The organism is Flavobacterium hauense (assembly GCF_054457175.1).
On record NZ_JBTKVX010000013.1, the window covers coordinates 38,260 to 58,809 of the forward strand.

At 40.3% G+C, this 20,550-nt stretch carries 13 protein-coding genes; 11 read left to right on the plus strand and 2 right to left on the minus strand.

All coding sequences use genetic code 11. The features are described 5' to 3' along the window. Nucleotides 1-15 precede the first annotated feature (15 nt). The 7 genes from ACX0HA_RS10920 (at nucleotide 16) to ACX0HA_RS10950 (ending at nucleotide 7,271) form a co-directional block, all read left to right on the plus strand. A complete protein-coding gene (locus ACX0HA_RS10920) occupies nucleotides 16-993 on the plus strand; it encodes a stage II sporulation protein M (RefSeq protein ID WP_458845319.1) in 978 nt (325 codons plus the stop codon). A 14-nt stretch (nucleotides 994-1,007) separates the two neighbouring features. Then, nucleotides 1,008-1,793 carry a DUF4129 domain-containing protein gene (locus ACX0HA_RS10925; protein ID WP_458845320.1) on the plus strand — a complete coding sequence of 262 codons (786 nt, stop codon included), beginning with the start codon at nucleotides 1,008-1,010 and terminating at the stop codon, nucleotides 1,791-1,793. Nucleotide 1,794: 1 nt separating this feature from the next. Beyond that, nucleotides 1,795-2,985, plus strand: a complete 1,191-nt coding sequence (locus tag ACX0HA_RS10930) for a DUF4350 domain-containing protein (RefSeq protein WP_458845321.1) — start codon at nucleotides 1,795-1,797, stop codon at nucleotides 2,983-2,985. Between the two features lie 95 nt (nucleotides 2,986-3,080). Further along, nucleotides 3,081-4,091, plus strand: coding sequence for an AAA family ATPase (locus ACX0HA_RS10935; protein ID WP_458845388.1), 1,011 nt, complete (start codon nucleotides 3,081-3,083; stop codon nucleotides 4,089-4,091). Continuing rightward, the gene (locus ACX0HA_RS10940; RefSeq protein ID WP_458845322.1) at nucleotides 4,091-5,422 is read left to right on the plus strand and encodes a DUF58 domain-containing protein; all 1,332 of its coding nucleotides are present in this window, start codon (nucleotides 4,091-4,093) and stop codon (nucleotides 5,420-5,422) included. The genes ACX0HA_RS10935 and ACX0HA_RS10940 overlap by 1 nt, the downstream gene beginning before the upstream one ends. A gap of 9 nt (nucleotides 5,423-5,431) precedes the next feature. After that, nucleotides 5,432-6,445: a hypothetical protein gene (locus tag ACX0HA_RS10945; RefSeq protein ID WP_458845323.1), complete on the plus strand. Its 1,014-nt coding sequence runs from the start codon at nucleotides 5,432-5,434 to the stop codon at nucleotides 6,443-6,445. Between the two features lie 37 nt (nucleotides 6,446-6,482). Continuing rightward, nucleotides 6,483-7,271 (plus strand): TrmH family RNA methyltransferase, encoded by a 789-nt coding sequence (locus tag ACX0HA_RS10950; protein ID WP_458845324.1) that lies wholly within the window; start codon nucleotides 6,483-6,485, stop codon nucleotides 7,269-7,271. 157 nt (nucleotides 7,272-7,428) lie between these two features. Here the strand turns inward: ACX0HA_RS10950 and ACX0HA_RS10955 are convergent, their stop codons facing one another. Together ACX0HA_RS10955 and ACX0HA_RS10960 are read right to left on the minus strand one after the other, a co-directional pair. Then, on the minus strand, nucleotides 7,429-12,972 hold the full coding sequence (locus ACX0HA_RS10955) for a choice-of-anchor J domain-containing protein (protein ID WP_458845325.1): 5,544 nt from the start codon (nucleotides 12,970-12,972) through the stop codon (nucleotides 7,429-7,431). A gap of 237 nt (nucleotides 12,973-13,209) precedes the next feature. After that, the gene (locus ACX0HA_RS10960; RefSeq protein ID WP_458845326.1) at nucleotides 13,210-14,850 is read right to left on the minus strand and encodes a tetratricopeptide repeat protein; all 1,641 of its coding nucleotides are present in this window, start codon (nucleotides 14,848-14,850) and stop codon (nucleotides 13,210-13,212) included. Between the two features lie 185 nt (nucleotides 14,851-15,035). Here ACX0HA_RS10960 and ACX0HA_RS10965 point away from each other — a divergent pair, with 185 nt between their 5' ends. The 4 genes from ACX0HA_RS10965 to ACX0HA_RS10980 all read left to right on the plus strand — a co-directional run bounded on the left by ACX0HA_RS10965 (nucleotide 15,036) and on the right by ACX0HA_RS10980 (nucleotide 20,530). After that, complete coding sequence (locus ACX0HA_RS10965; RefSeq protein WP_458845327.1) at nucleotides 15,036-17,123, plus strand: M48 family metalloprotease; 2,088 nt, start codon at nucleotides 15,036-15,038, stop codon at nucleotides 17,121-17,123. Nucleotides 17,124-17,155: 32 nt separating this feature from the next. Next, nucleotides 17,156-17,659, plus strand: coding sequence for a hypothetical protein (locus tag ACX0HA_RS10970; protein ID WP_458845328.1), 504 nt, complete (start codon nucleotides 17,156-17,158; stop codon nucleotides 17,657-17,659). Then, entirely contained in the window at nucleotides 17,660-18,208 is a 549-nt protein-coding gene (locus ACX0HA_RS10975) for a cupin domain-containing protein (protein WP_458845329.1), read from the plus strand. 99 nt (nucleotides 18,209-18,307) lie between these two features. Continuing rightward, nucleotides 18,308-20,530 (plus strand): RelA/SpoT family protein, encoded by a 2,223-nt coding sequence (locus ACX0HA_RS10980; protein WP_458845389.1) that lies wholly within the window; start codon nucleotides 18,308-18,310, stop codon nucleotides 20,528-20,530. Nucleotides 20,531-20,550 lie beyond the last annotated feature (20 nt).

Sequence of the window (20,550 nt, forward strand, 5' to 3'; positions counted from 1 at the left end):
ATATTTTAGCGCTGTATGAGAGAAGTTGCATTTATAAAACAAAATAAAGAAAAATGGCTTGAATTTGAACAGGCTATTTTCGGTAAAGCTAAAAAAAATCCTGATGAACTGGCAAGCCTGTACATACATTTAGTTAACGACTTGTCATTCGCACAGACTTATTACCCTAAAAGCAAGACGGTTGTATATTTAAACCACCTCGCATCGCTTATCTATCAAAAAATTTATAAGACCAGGCGCGAAGAAAGCAATAGGCTTGTATACTTCTTTAAGACTGAGGTACCTCTTATCGTTTATGAATACAGGCGCTATGTTTTATATGCTTTTATACTCTTCTTTCTCTTTACAGCCATAGGAGCGATCTCTGCAGCTAACGACGCTACTTTTGTACGCCTTATCCTTGGTGATGATTATGTAAACATGACCCTCGAAAATATTGAGAAAGGCAATCCTGTCGCAGTATACAAAAGCGGCAGTAACTGGGGCAGCGCCGTGGGCATTACTGCAAACAACCTGTATGTAGGCATCAAATCTTACATATTTGGAGTATTTGCCGGTTTCGGAACACTGGCTATTCTTTTCTTTAACTGTGTAATGCTGGGCTCATTTCAGTATTTCTTTTATGAGCAGGGCGTTTTTTGGGAAAGCGTTCGCGGAATATGGATACATGGCGCAATGGAAATTTTTGCGATCGTTATAGAAGCTGCTGCGGGCTTTATATTAGGCGCCAGTATACTTTTCCCTAAAACCTACTCAAGGATGGCATCGCTTAAGACAGGCTTTAAAAACGGACTGAAAATAGTATTGGCTACCATGCCTTTTACATTTGCCGCCGGGATGCTTGAAGGGTTTGTAACACGTTATTCGCCAGATATGCCCAGGGTACTGAACCTTTTCATTATATTTTTTACCTTATCGCTCATATCCTATTACTTTCTTATCTACCCTTTCAGGGTGAATAAGAAGATGAACAAAATGGCAGCAATGCAATAACCGGAATAGGAATAATGAAAAAACTGACTGTGAATAAACTATTACTATACCTACTGCTATCCGGCAGCCCTTTATATGTTCATGCCCAGGATGAACAGGACACTACTGAATACCTGGATTCGCTTGCCGGTACACCTGCTGAGGACACCATTGTCCCTGTTATACAGTATGGAGCACCTGTATATAAAGAGCGAAAACTAGCTAAAGACTTTAAGGAAAAATATAAAGACGAAGAGTTTGTATATGAAAAGAAACCTCAAGCAAAAACACTATGGGACCGCTTTTGGGAAGCAGTAAGGGAATTCCTTAACTGGCTTTTCTCTTCTAACAGGAAAGAAGAAAGCACAGCCGGACTGGTTGTGAAACGTATCCTGGCTGTACTTATAATTCTTTTTTTAATTTACATGATTGTTCGTGCCATCCTGAATAAGGAAGGCATGTGGATATTTGGGCGTTCACGCAAAAAGATCGCTGCGCAGGATAGTACTGAAGAAGATATACATCAGATGGATTTCAGAAAACTTACTGCAGAAACAAAACAAGCCGGAAATTACAGGCTTGCCGTGCGTTACTACTTCTTATGGCTACTGAAAAGAATGTCAGATCGCGAAATTATCGACTGGCACTGGGACAAGACTAACAGCGACTATCTCTATGAAATAAAGAACCCGGATCTTAAAAAAGATTTTGAGTACCTCACCTATGTGTATGACTATAGCTGGTATGGCGATTTTCCGCTTGACGAAAAGGCATTTGCCAAAGCAGAAAAGACTTTCCAGAAAACCTTAAATACGTTATAAGATGAAAAAAAAGTCGACAATTTATATCGTAATTCTGGTTGTTATAGTATTGATCATAATAATAGCCGAAGTACTGGCTCCAAAGCCAATAGACTGGAAACCAACCTATGCTACCAATGACAAGATTCCGTTAGGTCTTTATGTTTTTGATAAAGAGGCTCCTGAAATCTTTAAAGGAGATACGCTTGAGAAACTAAAAACTACCCCTTATGAGTTTTTTGAAAGCTTGTATGACTACAAAAAGAAGACATACACGTCTAAAGGAAGTTTTATAAACATCAACAACCAAAACCAGATAGACAGTGAGTCTGCAAAGGAGCTGCTGTATTTTGCCGATCATGGCAATACCGTTTTTCTTAGCATGAAGACTTTTCCTGAGGTCGTGATGGATAGCCTTAAAGTAAAAGTGGGTACCGTATTTTCGCTTAAAGACTCCTTACACTTGTCACTGAGTGAAAAAGAGCCTTCTAAAAGCTATCTTTTTAAAGGAGGCACAGGAGAAACTTATTTTGACTCTTTAGATACCGACAATGTAAAGATACTTGGCTATCAGGGCAGAGGAAAAGACAAAAAACCCGACTTTATCGAAGTGCCCTACGGTTATGGCCGTTTCTTGCTGCACACACAACCCGCTGCATTCAGTAACTTTCACATGCTTAAAGCCGATCATTACCTGTATGCCGAAGATGTGCTTTCTTACATCCCGAAAGGCAAAGTATTCTGGTATTCTAAAAAATATGAGCAGGGTCAGGAATATAATGACAGCATCTTCAGGTACATCCTTTCGCAGCCAGCCCTGAGATGGGGGTTCTGGGTGGCCATTATTGCCTTTTTAGTGTTTATTTTCTTTAATGCCAAAAGAAGACAGCGCATAATACCCGAAATAGCCCCATTAAAAAATACTACTGTAGACTTTGCAAAAACCATAGGAAACCTGTACCATCAGGAAGGTGATCATCACACGATCATTGAGAAAAAAATAATCTATTTCCTTGAACATGTAAGGACAGTGTACCTTATAGACACCTATTCTCTGGATAATGATTTTGTTGAAAAACTTCACTTAAAGACAGGAAAACCTGTTGAAGACATACAAAAAGCAGTAAGTTTGATAAAAAAACACAGGCATGAGTTTAGGAGTACCGAAGCTGATGTACTGGCAATAAATAAAGCAATAGAAAATTTAAGATAATAACCGAATCTTTAGAAAACTAAACTATGGATACTATAAATAACGATGGCCTGAATCTGGAAAAAGACACTAATGAAACCCTGAATATGGGTGAAATGGATACGCCTCAAAACACTCCCGTTACCGAAAGCGAAGACATCAGCTTTCAGTCCAGGCTTAACCTTTCTGAACTGCAGGCAGGAATTGCTGCCATTAAAACCGAAATCAATTCGGTTATTGTAGGGCAGCACAAAATGATAGACCAGTTGCTTGTTGCTATTCTATCTAATGGGCATGTGCTTTTAGAAGGTGTACCGGGTGTTGCAAAAACTATTACGGCCAAATTGTTATCTAAAACATTATCGCTGCATTTCAGCAGAATCCAGTTTACACCGGACCTTATGCCTTCAGACATTTTGGGGACTTCGGTATTTGACTTATCTAAATCGGTATTCAATTTCAAAAAAGGGCCTATATTCTCTAATTTCGTACTTATTGACGAGATCAACAGGGCTCCAGCAAAAACCCAGGCCGCTCTGTTTGAGGTAATGGAAGAGCGCCAGATAACCGTTGAAGGTACCACTTATACCATGGAAGCTCCTTTCCTTGTTATTGCGACACAAAACCCGATCGAGCAGGAAGGTACCTACCGTCTGCCGGAGGCTCAGCTGGACCGTTTTCTTTTCAAGATAAATATCGATTACCCTAACCTTAACGAAGAGATAGCCATACTGGAAAGGGAAAATGCCCTGAAAGACAAGCAAAAACTGGACAACATCAAGCAGGTATTGTCTCAGGCTGACATCATCAAATACCAGGCTATCGTAAAACAGATAACAATAGAACTGCAATTGCTGGAGTACATTGCGAAAATCGTGACTAATACCCGCGAAAATGCATTCTTATTCCTTGGGGCATCTCCTCGTGCTTCGATAGCGATACTTAATGCCTCAAAAGGGTATGCTGCGCTTAGAGGCAGGGATTTTGTTACCCCGGAAGATATTAAAGATTCTGCTATTCCTGTATTGCAGCACCGTGTCATGGTTTCTCCTGAACGTGAAATGGAAGGCCTTACCAGCGAACAGATAATTAAACAGATAATAGACACTGTAGAAATTCCCCGTTAATGAAATGGCTTACTAAAATATACCTTAACAATTTCTTTTTCTACGTACTGATTGGTGTCGTGGTGTGCTTTATATTGTCGTACTTTTTTCCGGCATTGCTTACTGCTACCATATTGTTGCTGTATGTGGTAATAGGCTTCACGGTAATAGATTTCCTGCTGCTTTTTGCGACCAATCAAAGGTTTAAGGCCTCGAGAAATACGCCTGAAAAATTTTCTAATGGCGATGATAACCCTGTTATCATTAAAATGGAAAGCGGGTATTCTTTCCCTGTAGATATAAAAGTAATTGATGAAATCCCTTTTCAGTTCCAGGTGCGGAATTTTGAGCTGAAACGTAAAATAGCGTCCGGCGGAACCGATAGCTTTGAATATGCTCTTCGTCCCGTGAGCCGTGGTGAATATCACTTTGGCAAACTGAATGTATATGTTTCTTCACCGCTACACCTAGTATCCCGAAGATTTATATTTGACGAAGGCGAAATGGTACCTACCTACCCTTCTTTCATGCAGCTGAAAAAGTATGACCTGATGGCATTTTCTAACAGGCTGTTTCAGTATGGGCTGAAAAAGATACGCCGCATAGGCCATACCATGGAATTCGAGCAAATAAAGGAATATGTATCAGGAGACGATATTCGCACGATAAACTGGAAAGCTACTGCCAAGAAAAACCAGCTGATGGTAAACCAGTTTCAGGATGAGCGTTCGCAAAGCGTTTATATGGTTATTGATAAGGGGCGAGTAATGAAAATGCCTTTTAATGGCCTGAGCCTTCTTGATTATGCCATAAACTCTACACTGGTACTGTCTAACATTATCCTGAAAAAGCAAGACAAAGCGGGCATGTTTACCTTCTCTAAAAAAGTAGAGAACCGAATTGCTGCCGAAAGGCGCTCTTCGCAAATGCAGCGTATATTGGAAAACCTGTATAATGTTACCACTAACTTTTTTGAGAGTGACTTTGGCAGGTTGTATGCGGATATTAAGAAGAACATTACCCAAAGGAGCCTTATACTACTGTACACCAATTTTGAAACAGTAGATGGACTGAAACGCCAGTTACCCTATCTTAAAGGTATCGCCCACAGTCACATGCTTGTTGTCGTGTTTTTTGAAAACGTAGAGCTGGAACAGCTTATACACAGTAAGTCTAAAAACATCCAAGAGGTATATGACCAGGTAATTGCCGAAAAACTTGCCTTTGAGAAAAGGCTGATCGTAAATGAACTAAAGAAATACGGCATACACTCTGTACTTACAAAACCGGAAAACCTTACTATAGAAAGTATTAATAAATACCTTGAAATAAAAGCGAGGGGAATTTTATAACAGTAGCACATGATAAGTAAAACCTCAACCATAGACGCAGTTAATATCGGGTTAATGTTTCTCGCATTGATTCCGGCCATGTTATTGCCTTTTGAGCTTTTTCTTTTTGTTTATGCCTTTTTGGGTCCGCTGCATTACCTCACAGAGATAAACTGGCTTCATAAAAAAAGCTATTTTACTACCCAAAAGTATGATTACCTCCTGATGGTGGTATTAACGGTGGTGATCTCGTTTGTCGTTTTTCTCCCTACGGATTTAAAATACTACCTGCCGCTTATGTACTTTTTTGCTTTAGCTGCAGCATTTAGCATGGTATGTTACAGTAACTACGCAAAAAAAGCTCTTTTTACCGTCATAGCCTTAGCAGTAGGAAGTATACTATTTTACTTTTTCAATGATAATTTCAGGATGCTGTTTTTTTTAATGCTGCCTTCTATAATACACGTGTTTATATTTACGGGCGCGTTTATCATCCTGGGTTCATTGAAGGCGAAAAGCAAATTAGGCGTTGTATCTACAGTTGTATTTATCGGCTGCGCAGCCATAACATTGTTAGTATCACCCCGCACAGGGCTCACCCATATTACCGAAGGAACCTACAACATGTATAGTGTCTTTAAGCCTATAAATGATGTTTTACTACGTTTTTTCAGCTTTATGCAGGCCGATAATGCCAAAATTGGTATCTGGGCACCTACCGGCCTTAATGAAAAAGACATGGCTATCTTCTTTTCAGGCACCGGTATTAAGGTAATGCGCTTTATAGCTTTTGCCTATACCTATCACTACCTGAACTGGTTCTCAAAAACATCTGTCATACAATGGCATAATACCAGAAGGATAAATCTAGTGATCATCGTGCTGATATGGATTGCCTCAGTAGTGCTTTACAGCATGAATTACATGCTTGGCCTAAAATGGCTTTATGCCTTAAGCCTGGCGCATGTATTGCTCGAACTACCCCTTAACCACAGAAGTTTTATAGAAATTAAGCAGCAACTCCGCTTAAAATTTTCTAAGTGATAACTGTTATGTAACTTTGTTACCGAAATTATACCTGATGAAACAAATTACAAGCGCACAGAATCCATTCATAAAATCATTGGTACAGCTACAGGAAAAAGCCAAGGCACGACGCCAGAGTGGTACATTCCTTATTGAAGGCCAGCGTGAGATACAGCTGGCACGCAAGGGCGGCTATGACATAGAGACCGTGCTGTTTCTTCCTGAGATGCTTACCGACGGTGTTGTTGCGACACTTGCAGGCAGGCATGTGGAGATGATTGAGATAAGCCGTGAAGTGTATCAAAAACTAGCCTATCGGGACACTACCGAAGGCATTATTGCTATTGCAAAAAGTAAAAGCCTGGAGCTATCTGACCTGAAACTGGGAGACAATCCGTTAGTGCTCGTTGCCGAAGCACCCGAGAAGCCGGGCAACCTTGGTGCATTGCTCCGCACGGCCGATGCAGCCAATCTTGATGCTGTTATTGTTGCCAATCCAAAAAGCGACATGTTTAACCCTAATGTAGTACGTTCAAGTGTAGGCTGCCTGTTTACCAACCAGATCGCTACCGGAACTACTGACGAGGTGATTGCTTTCCTTAAATCTAAGAACATAAGCATTTACTGTGCCACACTACAGGATTCGACGCAATACCACACACAGGATTACACCACACCTACCGCACTTGTTGTAGGTACCGAAGCCACAGGGCTCACACAGGAATGGAGGGATGCATCTACAAAGAACATTATTATACCCATGCAGGGAGAGATCGATTCAATGAATGTATCTGTTGCTGCTGCCATCCTTATTTTTGAAGCTAAAAGACAAAGAGGCTTCTAAAAACTGACGATATAAAACACATATTTTTATAGCTCCAGCATAAATTTTCCAGTAAAACCAGTAGGTAAAAAATACAGATATCTATTAAACTGACGATATAAAAAAGGCCGCTCAAATGAGCGGCCTTAAAAATTAACCTAATTGCTATCATAAAATATTAATCCTGCCTGTTTATATATACCCAACCTGTTTTACTCTCTCCCTGAGCAAGTTCCAGCATATAGAAATAAGTACCTGTAGGCAGCTCTTTTCCGTTTGAATCCTGGCCTTTCCATTCTTTAGTGTAATTAGATTTAGAATATACTTCCTGTCCGTAACGGTTATAAAGAATAAGCTTTTTCACGGTAAGCATTGAAAGATCAAACTCATCGTTAAAGCCATCGTTATTTGGCGATATACCTTTTGGTATTTCACAAGTCGTTTCTTCTACAGTGAATTCTCCCTCACCGGTACAGCCTTCAGCTGTAGTTACAATTACTTTGTACACCCCAACCGTTGGTGGTGTAAACTTGCGTTCTGTCGATTCAAATTCTTTAGGACCTGTCCATGCATAAGAAACAGCGTCAATATCAAAAGATCCATCCACATCAATCGCTTCAAGTGTGTAGATATTGTTTTCACAGTTTTCCATAAATCCAATTTCGATAACGCTATCGTCAGCTTCCACTTTTACACTCTCGGTATGTGAACAATTCTGAATTGTAACCGTCACACTATAAGTATCAAAAACCGTAGCCTGTATGCTTTTTTCGTCTTCATCAAGCGTGTTTCCGTTTACTATCCATGTAAATGTTGCATCTCCAATTTCAAAATTAACCGGTTTAACAGTCAGAGTGACATCTTCTGCACGGCAGGCAATAAAATCACCTTCTATCGTAAACTGAGGCGTTAGATCCTGTGCTCTTATTGTAAATGTTCTTACAGCATAACAAGGGGTTGCATTAGCAGCGATCCTTGCATAAATAACCTGCTCAAACTGAACTGTATTAGTGTATGGACTCGTAAGTGCAGCTGTATTATCGGCCGCAGCTTCTGCACTTGCGTGGTAGGTCACTGTATAATCGGCTGCATTTAATCCATCTAATATCAATGCTGTATTCGATGCTATGTCAAACTCGGCAAAACCATCTGCATCACATATAATACTATCCTGTGGACTGCCTGTAATATCCTCTACCGAAGGGTAGAACTCTACTATTACACTATCTTCCCTAAGGCAGTTATAGCCCGTAACATTTGCTGTAACAGCATATTCTCCCGGCTGATTTACCACAAGTGTGGCAGCTGTTTCATTAGGGATAACAGTACCGTTGCGTTTCCATACAAAATCAAATGTTGCATCATCTAACCCGGATTCTATCGTTGCAGTCTGTCCGATACAAAGCGCTGTGTTAGTGGCTACAAGTAAATCAGCACCAAGATCTACAGTACCTGCTCCTACTTCTACCCCGGCTTTAATAAATACTCCCGAATCAAGATTATTATCCGTCTCGGCAATTGCAATCTTAATATGGTAGGGCTGGTTAACCAATACGTTGGCAGTAGCTGTCATTACGACTGTTTGCCCCGCAAAAGATGTCTGCGAATAATCCTGGTTACCGAAAACATTGTATTGGCCAAACCAGGGCAGGTTATAACCCGGACATTCAAAAGTATATCCTGCCCCACTGATGTTAAATACAGAAATTGGAATTTGTGTTCCCGGTATTACAGCAATATTCTGTGTATTACCGTTAGCGTCAGTTAACAGAATCGCAAACGTATCATAGCTGTAGCACTGTATATAATCACCATATTCTTCCGATGCGAACATAAAGTCAAGGCTGAATGTAGGCATCGATGGTACGAAATCAAACTCTATTACCGAAGCATTAGTAGATGGCTGGAATGGTGGCGCACCAAGGAAACCTTCCATAACTGCATCTATATCGGTATCTCCTGGCCATACGGCTGACCCTTGTTCCATGGCTCTGTAATCAGGGCCCGGAACCTTAGTAACATCTCCTGTAGTCATGACAATACCTTCATCAAACGGAAATCCTGAATCGTTTTTGTTAAAATAAGCAATTCCGTTAGGGTTATCGCCAAATACATTGTCCGGATCAGGATAATTAGTTCCCGTAGACCATGTAATATTACTTATCTGGGCACAGCTGCCTTCAAAAAGCACGTCGTTCACCAGCTGTTCAACCGTATATTGTGTGGTACTAACTGCTATTGGGGTGACAGGTACTTTTACACAAACTTTGAACGTAGTTGTTACAGGGTCGTTACCTGTATTGAACGCTCTAATCTTATATTTTGCTCCCGGAGCCAAACCTTCAAGCAGCTGCGTAGAAGTATATTCAGCCGAAGCTGAGTTACAAAAACTAACTTCTTCAAGGTTATCGCAATCATCACCCTTATAGATTATATACATAAATGGAGAGGATCCGGCAGGCATATCAAAAAATGTTACCGTATGCGTGGCTGCTGTTGCTGTAAATTCAAACCATACGTCTTCATTTACACTTACCCATTCGCCACAAGGGCTATCCTGCGGTGTTGATGTTGTAGCGCCCGTTAGCGTACCCGAAACAGACACCACACATGCTGCACCTGCATTTACCGGAACAGTTATCGCTGTAGCACATTCGTCGTTAGTTATAAGTGTGGTAAATTCAATTTTGTCAGACATAGCACTAGACTCAGTACTGTTGCAAATTGCTTTTACTGCGACTTGATAGTGCGTACCAGAAGTAAGCGGTGTACCATCAGGCAATGCTGTAAGCGTATAAGGCAATGCTGTTACCGTTATTCCTGTAGTTGGTGCAGGTTCGCCATCAAGGTTAACGAATAGTTCCCATTCCGTTTCGGTGTTACCCGGTGTCCAGGTTACCTGAGCAGATGTTGGTGTAATATCACTTACTTCAACATATAATGGTTCAGGACAAGCCGGCATAGGTTCTACAATTACATTATCAATCAGTAAATCCGAACCGAATTGCGATGTAGGCGGTACCTGCCATGCTAAGTAAACAGGCCCTGTATAAGCTGCCAATGAGACAACTATCACCCGATAGTCTTCGTTATTGTATGTAGTTTCCGGCACAAGTACCGTAGTAAAGTCATCAAGATCTGCACTTGCAGTAGAAAGCATAACCCTGAAACCTGCGCCATCACCTCCGTTTGCTACCCTGTAATGAAATTTAAGCCTTTCGTTACCGGTAAGTATCAATGCCGGAGAAATAAGCCAGTCATTGTTTGCTGCATTTCCTGTATATATACTGGCAGCCTCATCTCCTTCAAATGCAGGCATCTCGCTCAAAGCCCATTCAGCCCAGTCGCCGTTGCCGTTAACGACCCTCCAGCAGGCTTCGGTCGTTGAATCACTATTAAATCCTTCGTGAAAAGGAACCGGCAATGCAGTACATTTAGTAGTAAAGAAGTATGGGCCTGTCCATGCGCTTTTGCCTGCAGGTCCACATACAGATCTTACAAATGCAGTTTGTGTATCATTAGGAATTAATCCTGCTGCATTATATTCTGTAGTTGTACAAGGAATACCAACAGTATCATTACCCGGAGTACCTATTTGTTGTGGCGTACCGACAAGGATTTCCCATGCTGTTTCGTTATTACCTGCCGTCCATGATAGGTGTGCCGAGCTGTCTGAGACGTTATCAGATGCAATATCTGTAGGCTGGGCACAAGCAGGCATTGTTTCTACAATCACATTGTCGATCATCATTTCATACCCACCGTTTAGACCTGCAGGAACATACCATGCAAAGTGTACCGGGCCGGCCGGAAGGCTGGTAAGGTTAATTATCTTTTCGGTAAAATTATCAACTGCTACAGTGGTTAAAGGCATTACCTCTATGGTAAAGTCCTGGGGAGCGGTTCCGGTAACCGATGCCATAACCTTAAATGTTCCTGCACCGTATTGCTGGCTCTTGTAATGAAACTTAAGCCTTTCGTTACCGGTAAGCTGTATCGCAGGAGATATTAGCATATCATCATTATCTGATGTAGTACCTACATCAAATTTAGCCGACTGGTCGCCTTCAAATGCTGAATATGTAAAGTCCATATCCCAAACGACACCATCGTTATTATTATCAGCTACCGTCCAACAAAACTGAGACTCAGATCCTGAATTGAAACCTTCAAAATAAGGTACCGGGAATGTAGTACACTGGGTATTGAATACCAGTGGCCCTGCCCAGCTGCTGAATGTACCGTTACCACAGTTAGCACGAACATAAAATTCATACTGCGAACTTGGATCAAGTGATGTAAGCGTGATTGGGTTATTAGTTATGGCCTGACCTGCTCCCATTGGCAGTCCGGTTCCAACCTGTTGAACAACATACTCCCATGACGAGAGCGAAGATGTCCATTTTAAAGTAATTCCGTTATATGTAGGCATTGAAGCTATAACTCCTGTAGGCCTGTCACATGATTCCTGCTGTATATTCAGTTTGAATCCTGTTGATTGTGCAAACCAGGTCGAGATAACTATATAATATGTTTGTCCTGCTGTCACGTTGATAACAGGTATGTTGATATCCGGTGTCGGTGATGTATGGTCGTTTACCGCACCCGCATAACACGATACGCCAATATCTGCACATGATGCATAGACAAATATCCCTGCATACGTTTCGGTAAGACCGGTCAGATTGATGCTTATAGCACCCGTTTGCGTAGCTGTGTAAGCATAAAAGATATCGTTTCCGTTAAGGAATTTCTGAGATACAGGAATACCACACCCTCCGGCTGCACCATTGATGTTATCGAAATAAAATATCGTATCGTCTGTATTTGTGTAAGGAAGTGAAGTAATAACCTTCGGATTCTGGCAATCGTCGCCCGGTTTTTTTGTCATGAATCTTACCGGACTCGCCCAGTCACTCTTACCGCCATCGGCACAAATTGCTCTTACATAAAATCTATATTCAACACCCGGTGTCAGGTTGTTAAGCACATAAGGCTGGGTACCATTATAGGGGGTACCAACACCTGTAGGCGATCCGGCATCATCAACCAGCTCTACCATAAACTGTGTAGCGCCATTTGGGTGATCCCAGGTAATCGCAGCAGATGTCTGCGTTACTGCATCTGCCACAAGATTTTCAGCCATAAGACATTCCGCGACAACCTCTACATCATCTATAAGCCAGCGGTCACCGTTATCGGCAGCCATTACAAAAGCTACACGTACATTGGTATTTTCATAAATCTGTGGTATCAATACCGTAATTTTTGTATATTCAGATTGTGCAGGATTGATTTCAAGTTCAGTCCACGATTGCAGCTCTACATAATTATTTATATCGTCGGCATCGGCACCCGCAGGAAGTATCTTGACCTTATAAACAGAGCCCTGATCATACTCCAGGGTAAGTCTTGAATAAAAATTGATACGACCGTTTACCGGCGCGTTAAACTCTGGGGTTACCAAATAGTCTTCAGGTATGCCTGTACTTACATTATGCAGGTTAAGATAAGCTGCGTGTTGTCCTGTATAAGGCGGTGTAAAAACATTGCCCGCTACTGATTGTGCCCATTGTACATTGGGTCCGATAGCGTTCTGTAGAATTTTCCAGTTGGCAGGTCCCTGTCCGGGAGTCCAGCTTTCAAAGCTTTCTTCTGCAAGCTGCGCACTGCCGCTGATAGAGAGTAGAAGAAAGAATAAAAAAAGTAAGTTTTTTTTCATACCATTTCCTTTTTTTGATTGTTAATAATTAGTTTATGTAGTTTATGTTTATGCAGTAAAGGATGGTTAGCTACCCGAAAAAATTAAACATGTCCCTCTAAAAGGCTACAGTAATTTTTTGCCCGGAAACTAACTGAGCACAACATTAACAAAAAATTTACGCATTATTTAAAATGCGCATAACAATCGGTTTGGAAACAGTAGGACAAATGGTCGAAAAAGTGAGACACCCACTATCTACAACACTGATAGATAATCATATAGACTTACATTTTCTAGTAATTCCATTTTCAGTACAATCCGGTCTTTTCGCTTTCTGCATGCCTCTATTGTAATGTTTAAAATCGAAGAAATTTCCTTTACGGTAAGATTCATATAGACATAAGCTATAAAGCGAATATCGTTTGCAGTAAGGCTTGGGTGCAATGCTTTGAGACGGGTAAGGAATCCCTGGTTGAGCTCTTCAAAATGGGTAATAAAATCGTCCCATTCATCATCGATCCTGAGCTGGCTTTTAAGCGTACTTATCTGGTTTGCCAATGAAGCATCTTTAGACAGCTTAGTCTTTTTAGAAAGGGAAACAAGAATATCTTCTATCAGCTGATTCCTGTCGGATAAGTAAAGTGCCTTGGCTGATAGTTTCCTGTTGCGGGTCTCAATCTCATTCTTCAGGCGTTCCTGTTCTAAAAGCGCATGGGTTTCTTTTTCCCTGAATTGTTTTTCCAGTAAAAGATTATCGTTCTTCTCTTTCTCAAGCTCAAGAGATGTAATGCGCTGATTGCGCTCTGCTATAAATTTCTTTTGTCTCAGGATAAATACCGTTGCAGTTAGTGCCGCAATAAAAAGCGCAAGCAGCGAATAGATTATTTTACGGGTAATTGCTTCCTTTTCGTCTTTCAGGGCAAGCTGATTCTTATAATCCTGCATTTCAAATTTTACCCTGCTGTTCTCAAACAGCCTTCCGTTCTTTACCTCATTAAGCGCATCGGTAACTGTCAGCACAGAGTCTTTAAACTTTACCGCACTGCGATAATCTCCGCTGTTGCTATATATTTCAGACAAGAGCTCAAAAGTCCTCTTTTTAGTTTCCAGATCAGGTTTTCTATTCAGTATCTCCAAGGCATCTTGTGCGGCAAGGCTATAGCTGCCTTCCTTAAAATAGCTCTTTACAATAATTTCTTTCAATGGAATACCAATATCGTTGTAAGCAACATCCTTGGTGTTTTTAAGCAATTCCTGCGCCTCCTGTCTTGCAATTCCGGTTTTCCCTTCTAACAGATTAGCTTCGGCAAGTATCATGTCGGCCACAACTACCGACCTTGGCCAATGCTTCTCTAGATTAGGCATAGCCTCAGCAATATAAACCCTCGCACGTCCCGGATTATCAAGTATATTTTCGACATTAGCCAGATTTATCAGATAGATGCCCAGGCTTTTAAATTTTTCACTTTTGGCGGCATCGTACACCTTTTTATAATACTCCCTTGCCTTTGTATAATTTTTGTCTGCAGTATACAATATCGCTATATTATTAAGGGCTATCATTTCATATTCCGGACCCAGCTCTTTTACCGAAAGATTATAAGCTTCAAGGCAATAGTTAAGCGCCTCGCCATAGTCCATCATGGCAATGTAGTTGTGCCCTGTATAGTTGATGGAATAGAACAACTGTTTGTTCCATCGGTTCTTTTCGGCAATAGAACGTGCCGAAGCTAAAACCTCAAGTGACTTTACATAGTTTTTTTCACGTGTTGCCTTCTGCCCTTCTTTAAGAAGCGAGTCGCATTGTGCCATAGTTTGCGCCGAAGCTGCAACCGACAACAAAGTAAAAAAAAGCACCAGGAAAAATATCCTGTTATATTTTAGAATAAGACGCATCTGTTTCCGGGGTATGGTATAAAGTATTTTCACCCAAATATAACTAATAAAGTTTCGAAAAGCACATTATTTACAAGGTATAACAAAGCATAGTAACCGAAGACCTAAAACAGACATATTCGTACAATTATGTTTAAATAATTTGTAGGTTTGCGACACCAATTTTAAACCTACTATAACCAATTATGAAAACCATCGGCATCTCTAAAGAATTTAAACGAAGTGCACAAAAGGCCATCCTTTCTATCGTCTTATTTATATTTACTTATATATCCTTAGTAGTTCTCGCGGTTGGCCTGACTATCGCCTGTGGTTATGGAGGTGTTATGCTAATTGCTTTGAGACCATCATTTGCTACTCTAATGCTGGGATTAGGCTGTATCAGCATAGGATTGCTTATATTATTTTTCATGGTGAAATTTGTATTCTCTAAAAATAAGACTGACCGCTCTCAACTGATTGAAATAAAACAGCAGGACGAACCACAATTGTTTGCCTTTATTAAAGAGATTGTAGATGAGACAGGCACTGACTTCCCTAAAAAAATATACATATCATCAGAGGTTAATGCATCTGTATTTTATGATTCCAGTTTCTGGAGTATGTTCCTACCTGTAAAAAAGAACCTTCACCTGGGTGTAGGGCTTATGAACAGTGTAACTGTAGACGAATTTAAAGGTATTGTTGCCCATGAATTCGGACATTTCTCACAACGCAGCATGAAAGTAGGAAGCTACGTTTACAATGTAAACTACATATTGCATAATATGCTGTATGATAATGCTTCTTATGATACAATTATAAGTAAATGGGCCAATATAAGTAGCTATTTTTCTTTTGCTGCCCTTATTGGTATCAGGATCATAGATGGTATACAATGGGTACTGAGAAAAGTTTATGAGGTAGTGAATATCAATTACCTTGCGCTTTCGCGCGAAATGGAATTTCATGCCGATGAAGTTGCCGCAAACGTTGCGGGTTCACAGGCACTGGCTACATCTTTGGTAAGACTCGACCTTGCAGGACATGCATACAACCACACTCTTGAATTTTATGGCCAAAAAATAGCTGATAACAAAAAGCCTGATAACATATTCCCTCAAATGAGCCACGTTATGATCCATTGGGCAAATGAATTCAAATTGCCTACAGTAAATGGCCTTCCACAAGCTACGCTTGACTCTAAAACAAGATTCAACAAATCGAAACTTAGTTTTGGAGATCAATGGTCGTCTCACCCAAGTGATAAAGACCGCATTAACAGATTGGAATCGCTAAATATACCTATCAAAAATACGGATACAAATATTGCTACTACCCTATTTAAAAATAACCAAGAAACCCAAAAAACAGTTACTGCAAAGCTTTTTTCTGAGGTAAATTATGCAGGCATTATACTACCTCATACGATAAACGAATTTCAACCTGAATTTCAGGAAACGATCAATAAATCTTCTTTCCATAAAAAATACAACAACTATTTTGACGACCAGATGTTAGGCAAGATCAATTTTGACGATCTGACTGATTCAACATTCTCAGAAGAAGAATTATTTAATGACAAATCGGTAGACCTGGTATATCAAAGCATAGGTTACAAGAACGATTTTGAAACACTTAATCAGATAGCCTCCGGTACTTTTAAAGTAAAATCTTTTGACTACAGCAATATCCGATATAAAGCTTCAGATGCGGCAAATCTTGCAGGTAATGTAGAAGAACAGCTTATAGAAATAAACCAAAACATAGAAGAAAACAACAAAAAAATAGTTACTCACTATTACAATATGGCTAAAAAAAATGGCCAATTAGATCTATACATTAACAAATTCAATCAGTATCAGAGTTTTGAAAGTGATTTTGAGAAAAAAGCAGAAATACTCAAAACTATGTATGACATCACTTCTTTTACGCAACAAACATGCTCTTTTGATAAAATAGAATTGGGGATGAAAAAGGTTTACAGAAAAGAAGAAGAGTTTAGGATCGTTATAAAAGAGCTTTTGGAAAACAAAAAGATAAATGAAATCATTACAGAAGAATGTCTTGATATATTTACACGATATACCTCAGAAAATCTGGTATATTTTACAGGAGAACAGTATAATGAAGGAGCGCTAAGTCTTATGTTTGGAAGCATGAATCATTATAATGGGGTAATTAATAATAGCCTTTTTATGTATAAGAAGGATTTCCTTGATTTTCAGGCAACATTAAGCACTACTACGGTCGCTACAGCTAGTTTTAGCCATAATAATAGTATCTTAAATTAAGATGTCTTTATTTTTGCAAAAAAACTGACGACATGAAACTGATTATTTTTTTATTTACGCTCATTACATTTTCGGCAAATGCCCAACAAAGTACTACATTAAACTGGGATGATGCCCGAATTAACGGCAAAATGGAACTGACGATATTAAAGCCTGAATTTGAAAAGGTTTATAAAAAAGCCGACAAAATCATCACTCCCGATTATACCGAAATTTGTGGATCTGATGAAGACAGTAATTTTCAATACTACCATTACAAAAACCTCCAGTATGAACTGGATAATGGTGTAATGAATTTCATGAAAATTACATTCTCTGATAAAAGTGCTTTTTTCTTTAGTTATAAGGGCCAAAAATTCGACAGTACCACAACGCTAAACGATTTGAGAATACTCTTCCCGGAGGCTGTTATTGAAAAGGATAGTCACTATGAATCATTCCTTCTTGATTCAGGAACACCTCTTGACGACAACTTGTGGCGGTTTACGTTAAAAAACGGTAAGCTTATTTCTATCGAGTATTTTTCGCAATGCTAAATGACTGATTCCAAAACATATTACAATCCTCTCAACGGTGAGTATACCAAAATACTTAAATCGTCAGCCGATACTCTTGGAGAATATTCGCTTCTTGAAGTAAGCCTGATGCCGGGCGGCGGAAACCCACCCCATTACCATACCCTCTTTACCGAAGAGTTTATAGCTGTTGAAGGCCGCCTCGGACTCTTGTATAATAAGGACATTTTATATCTGGAACCAGGAGAGAGCCGGCTGGTACCGATTGGTATTGAACACCGTTTTTTTAATGACGGCAGCGAACCTATAATCTTCAGGATAATGCTGCGAAGCGGCCAGCCGGGATTTGAAAATTTCATTAAAGGGCTTTTTGGCCTGGTAAATGATGGAAAGACCACAAAAGGCATGATCCCTAAAAATCCGCTCTATGGGGCGACACTGCTCAATTGGGGCGATACCCATCTTAAGAACACTTACTTCTATATTTTCAGTCCGTTTGCCAAAGCGGCTTTTTGGCTGGCCAAAAAGACAGGCTTTGAAAACAAGCTCCTTAGCAAATACTGCCGATAACATCTTATCGCTATAATTATAGAACAATAGAATAATTCGATAGCTGCTTTTGTTTTTGATAAAAATTATCACTAATTTTAAGCCTATTGCTACATGACTATGATAGAAATCGATACCGAACAGGAAAACAAGGCTATTGCCAAAGAATACAAGGAGTTACTCCGAATCAGCTACCAGACCCTTACCGAGGATGATAAAAAGCTAATACGAAAAGCTTTTGATGTTGCTGTGGATGCCCATAAGGATCAGCGAAGAAAATCGGGCGAAGCCTATATCTTCCACCCTATTGCCGTGGCTAAAATTGTAGCTTCGGAAATTGGACTGGGGGCGACGTCTATTGCCTCTGCCCTGCTGCATGATGTTGTCGAAGATACTGATATTACTGTAGCCGATATTGAAAAAATGTTCAACCCAAAGGTTGCGCAGATTGTAGATGGCCTTACCAAAATAGCTCAGGTAAAGACTGACCAGGAAATATCGATGCAGGCAGAAAACTTCCGCAAGATGCTGCTTACGCTAAACGACGATGTGAGAGTTATCCTGATCAAGATTGCCGACAGGCTGCACAACATGCAGACGATGGAGTCTATGGCAGATTACAAGCAGGCAAAGATCGCTTCGGAAACCTTATACATCTATGCTCCGCTGGCACACCGTCTTGGGCTTTATAACATTAAATCCCAACTTGAAGATCTTGGCCTTAAATACACTGAGCCCGCAGTGTACAACGACATTGTGAGCAAAATGAAGGAAACCAAGGAAGAGCAGGATGATTACATCAAATCGATATCTGATGTACTTAAGGCATCACTGGATAGTGAAGGCATTGAGTACACTATGAAAGGAAGGCCGAAGTCTATTTACTCCATCCGCAGGAAAATGCTTGCCCAGGGGGTAACTTTTGATGAGGTGTATGATAAATTTGCCTTACGTATTATCTATAAATCAGACCAGCATGATGAAAAATTCGTTGCCTGGAAAATATACTCTATAGTAACCGATCATTACCGCCCGAGCCCAAGCAGGCTGAGAGACTGGATATCGTCGCCAAAATCGACCGGATATGAGGCACTGCATATTACCGTTATGGGGCCAAAAGGCCGTTGGGTAGAAGTGCAGGTGCGCAGTGAACGTATGGACGAGGTGGCCGAAAAAGGCTATGCAGCACACTATAAATACAAACAGGGCGGCAATACCGAAGAGCATGGCCTTGAAACCTGGCTAAACCTGCTTAAAGAGGCTCTGGAAAATTCGTCTGGCAATGCGGTTGACTTTGTAGAAGATTTTAAGCTGAATCTGTACGCCAAAGAAATATATGTATTTACACCAAAAGGCGAAATAAAATCGTTACCAAAAGGTGCTACATCGTTGGATTTTGCTTTTAGCATTCACTCTGAAATAGGTGTAAAAACAAGAGGAACAAGGGTAAATGGAAAGTTGGTTCCGCTAAACCACGTACTGAACAGTGGCGACCAGGTAGAGATCATTACTTCTCAAAACCAAAAGCCTAACCCGCATTGGCTTGATTATGTAACTACAGCACGTGCAAAGAACAAAATAAAGAATGTGCTTAACGAGAGCACCAAGAAAATTGCCGATGACGGTAAGGAACTGCTTACCCGCAAGCTTCGCCATCTGAAAATTACACTTAGCGAAGCCGTTGTTAACGAACTGGTAAATTACTTTAAGCTAAAAACCAGCCTTGACCTTTTCTATCGTGTAGGAGTTGGGACTATTGACAACCAGCAGCTAAAAGATTATGCTGCCCTGAAGAGCAATACGTTCATGAACTTCTTTAAGAACAAGATGAAGCGTACACCAAACGTACCTCAGGAGCAGATACATAAAGAAGAGATCAGTCGTAATTATGACCTGCTTGTATTCGGCAAAAATGAAGACAAACTGGATTATAAGCTATCAAACTGCTGTAACCCAATTCCGGGAGATGATGTGTTTGGTTTCATTACCATAAACGAAGGTATAAAAGTTCATAAAAGGGATTGCCCTAATGCTATAAGGCTCCAGAGCAATTATGCCTACCGTATTATGCCAGCCAAATGGATAGACTCATCACAGGAGGAATTCAAGGCTACGCTTAAAATTACAGGAATGGACATACTTGGCCTTACGAACGAACTGACCAAAGTAATATCGAACAATATGCATGTTAACATACAAAGCATCTCCCTTAGCGGTAATGCAGGTATCTTTAACGGGCAGGTGACAGTGGTGGTACAGAACAACACCATTCTTAAAAAACTAATAGATAACATTAAAAAAATTGAGGGCATAGATAAAGTGACGAGGATAAATAACAATTAAGGTTATTGCTTTCACTTAAC

Excerpts from the sequence above, each read along its gene's own strand:
- ACX0HA_RS10920 (WP_458845319.1), top strand. The coding sequence starts at position 16 with ATGAGAGAAGTTGCATTTATAAAACAAAATAAAGAAAAATGGCTTGAA.
- ACX0HA_RS10925 (WP_458845320.1), top strand. The coding sequence starts at position 1,008 with ATGAAAAAACTGACTGTGAATAAACTATTACTATACCTACTGCTATCC.
- ACX0HA_RS10930 (WP_458845321.1), top strand. The coding sequence starts at position 1,795 with ATGAAAAAAAAGTCGACAATTTATATCGTAATTCTGGTTGTTATAGTA.
- ACX0HA_RS10935 (WP_458845388.1), top strand. The coding sequence starts at position 3,081 with ATGGATACGCCTCAAAACACTCCCGTTACCGAAAGCGAAGACATCAGC.
- ACX0HA_RS10940 (WP_458845322.1), top strand. The coding sequence starts at position 4,091 with ATGAAATGGCTTACTAAAATATACCTTAACAATTTCTTTTTCTACGTA.
- ACX0HA_RS10945 (WP_458845323.1), top strand. The coding sequence starts at position 5,432 with ATGATAAGTAAAACCTCAACCATAGACGCAGTTAATATCGGGTTAATG.
- ACX0HA_RS10950 (WP_458845324.1), top strand. The coding sequence starts at position 6,483 with ATGAAACAAATTACAAGCGCACAGAATCCATTCATAAAATCATTGGTA.
- ACX0HA_RS10955 (WP_458845325.1), bottom strand. The coding sequence starts at position 12,972 with ATGAAAAAAAACTTACTTTTTTTATTCTTTCTTCTACTCTCTATCAGC.
- ACX0HA_RS10960 (WP_458845326.1), bottom strand. The coding sequence starts at position 14,850 with ATGCGTCTTATTCTAAAATATAACAGGATATTTTTCCTGGTGCTTTTT.
- ACX0HA_RS10965 (WP_458845327.1), top strand. The coding sequence starts at position 15,036 with ATGAAAACCATCGGCATCTCTAAAGAATTTAAACGAAGTGCACAAAAG.
- ACX0HA_RS10970 (WP_458845328.1), top strand. The coding sequence starts at position 17,156 with ATGAAACTGATTATTTTTTTATTTACGCTCATTACATTTTCGGCAAAT.
- ACX0HA_RS10975 (WP_458845329.1), top strand. The coding sequence starts at position 17,660 with ATGACTGATTCCAAAACATATTACAATCCTCTCAACGGTGAGTATACC.
- ACX0HA_RS10980 (WP_458845389.1), top strand. The coding sequence starts at position 18,308 with ATGATAGAAATCGATACCGAACAGGAAAACAAGGCTATTGCCAAAGAA.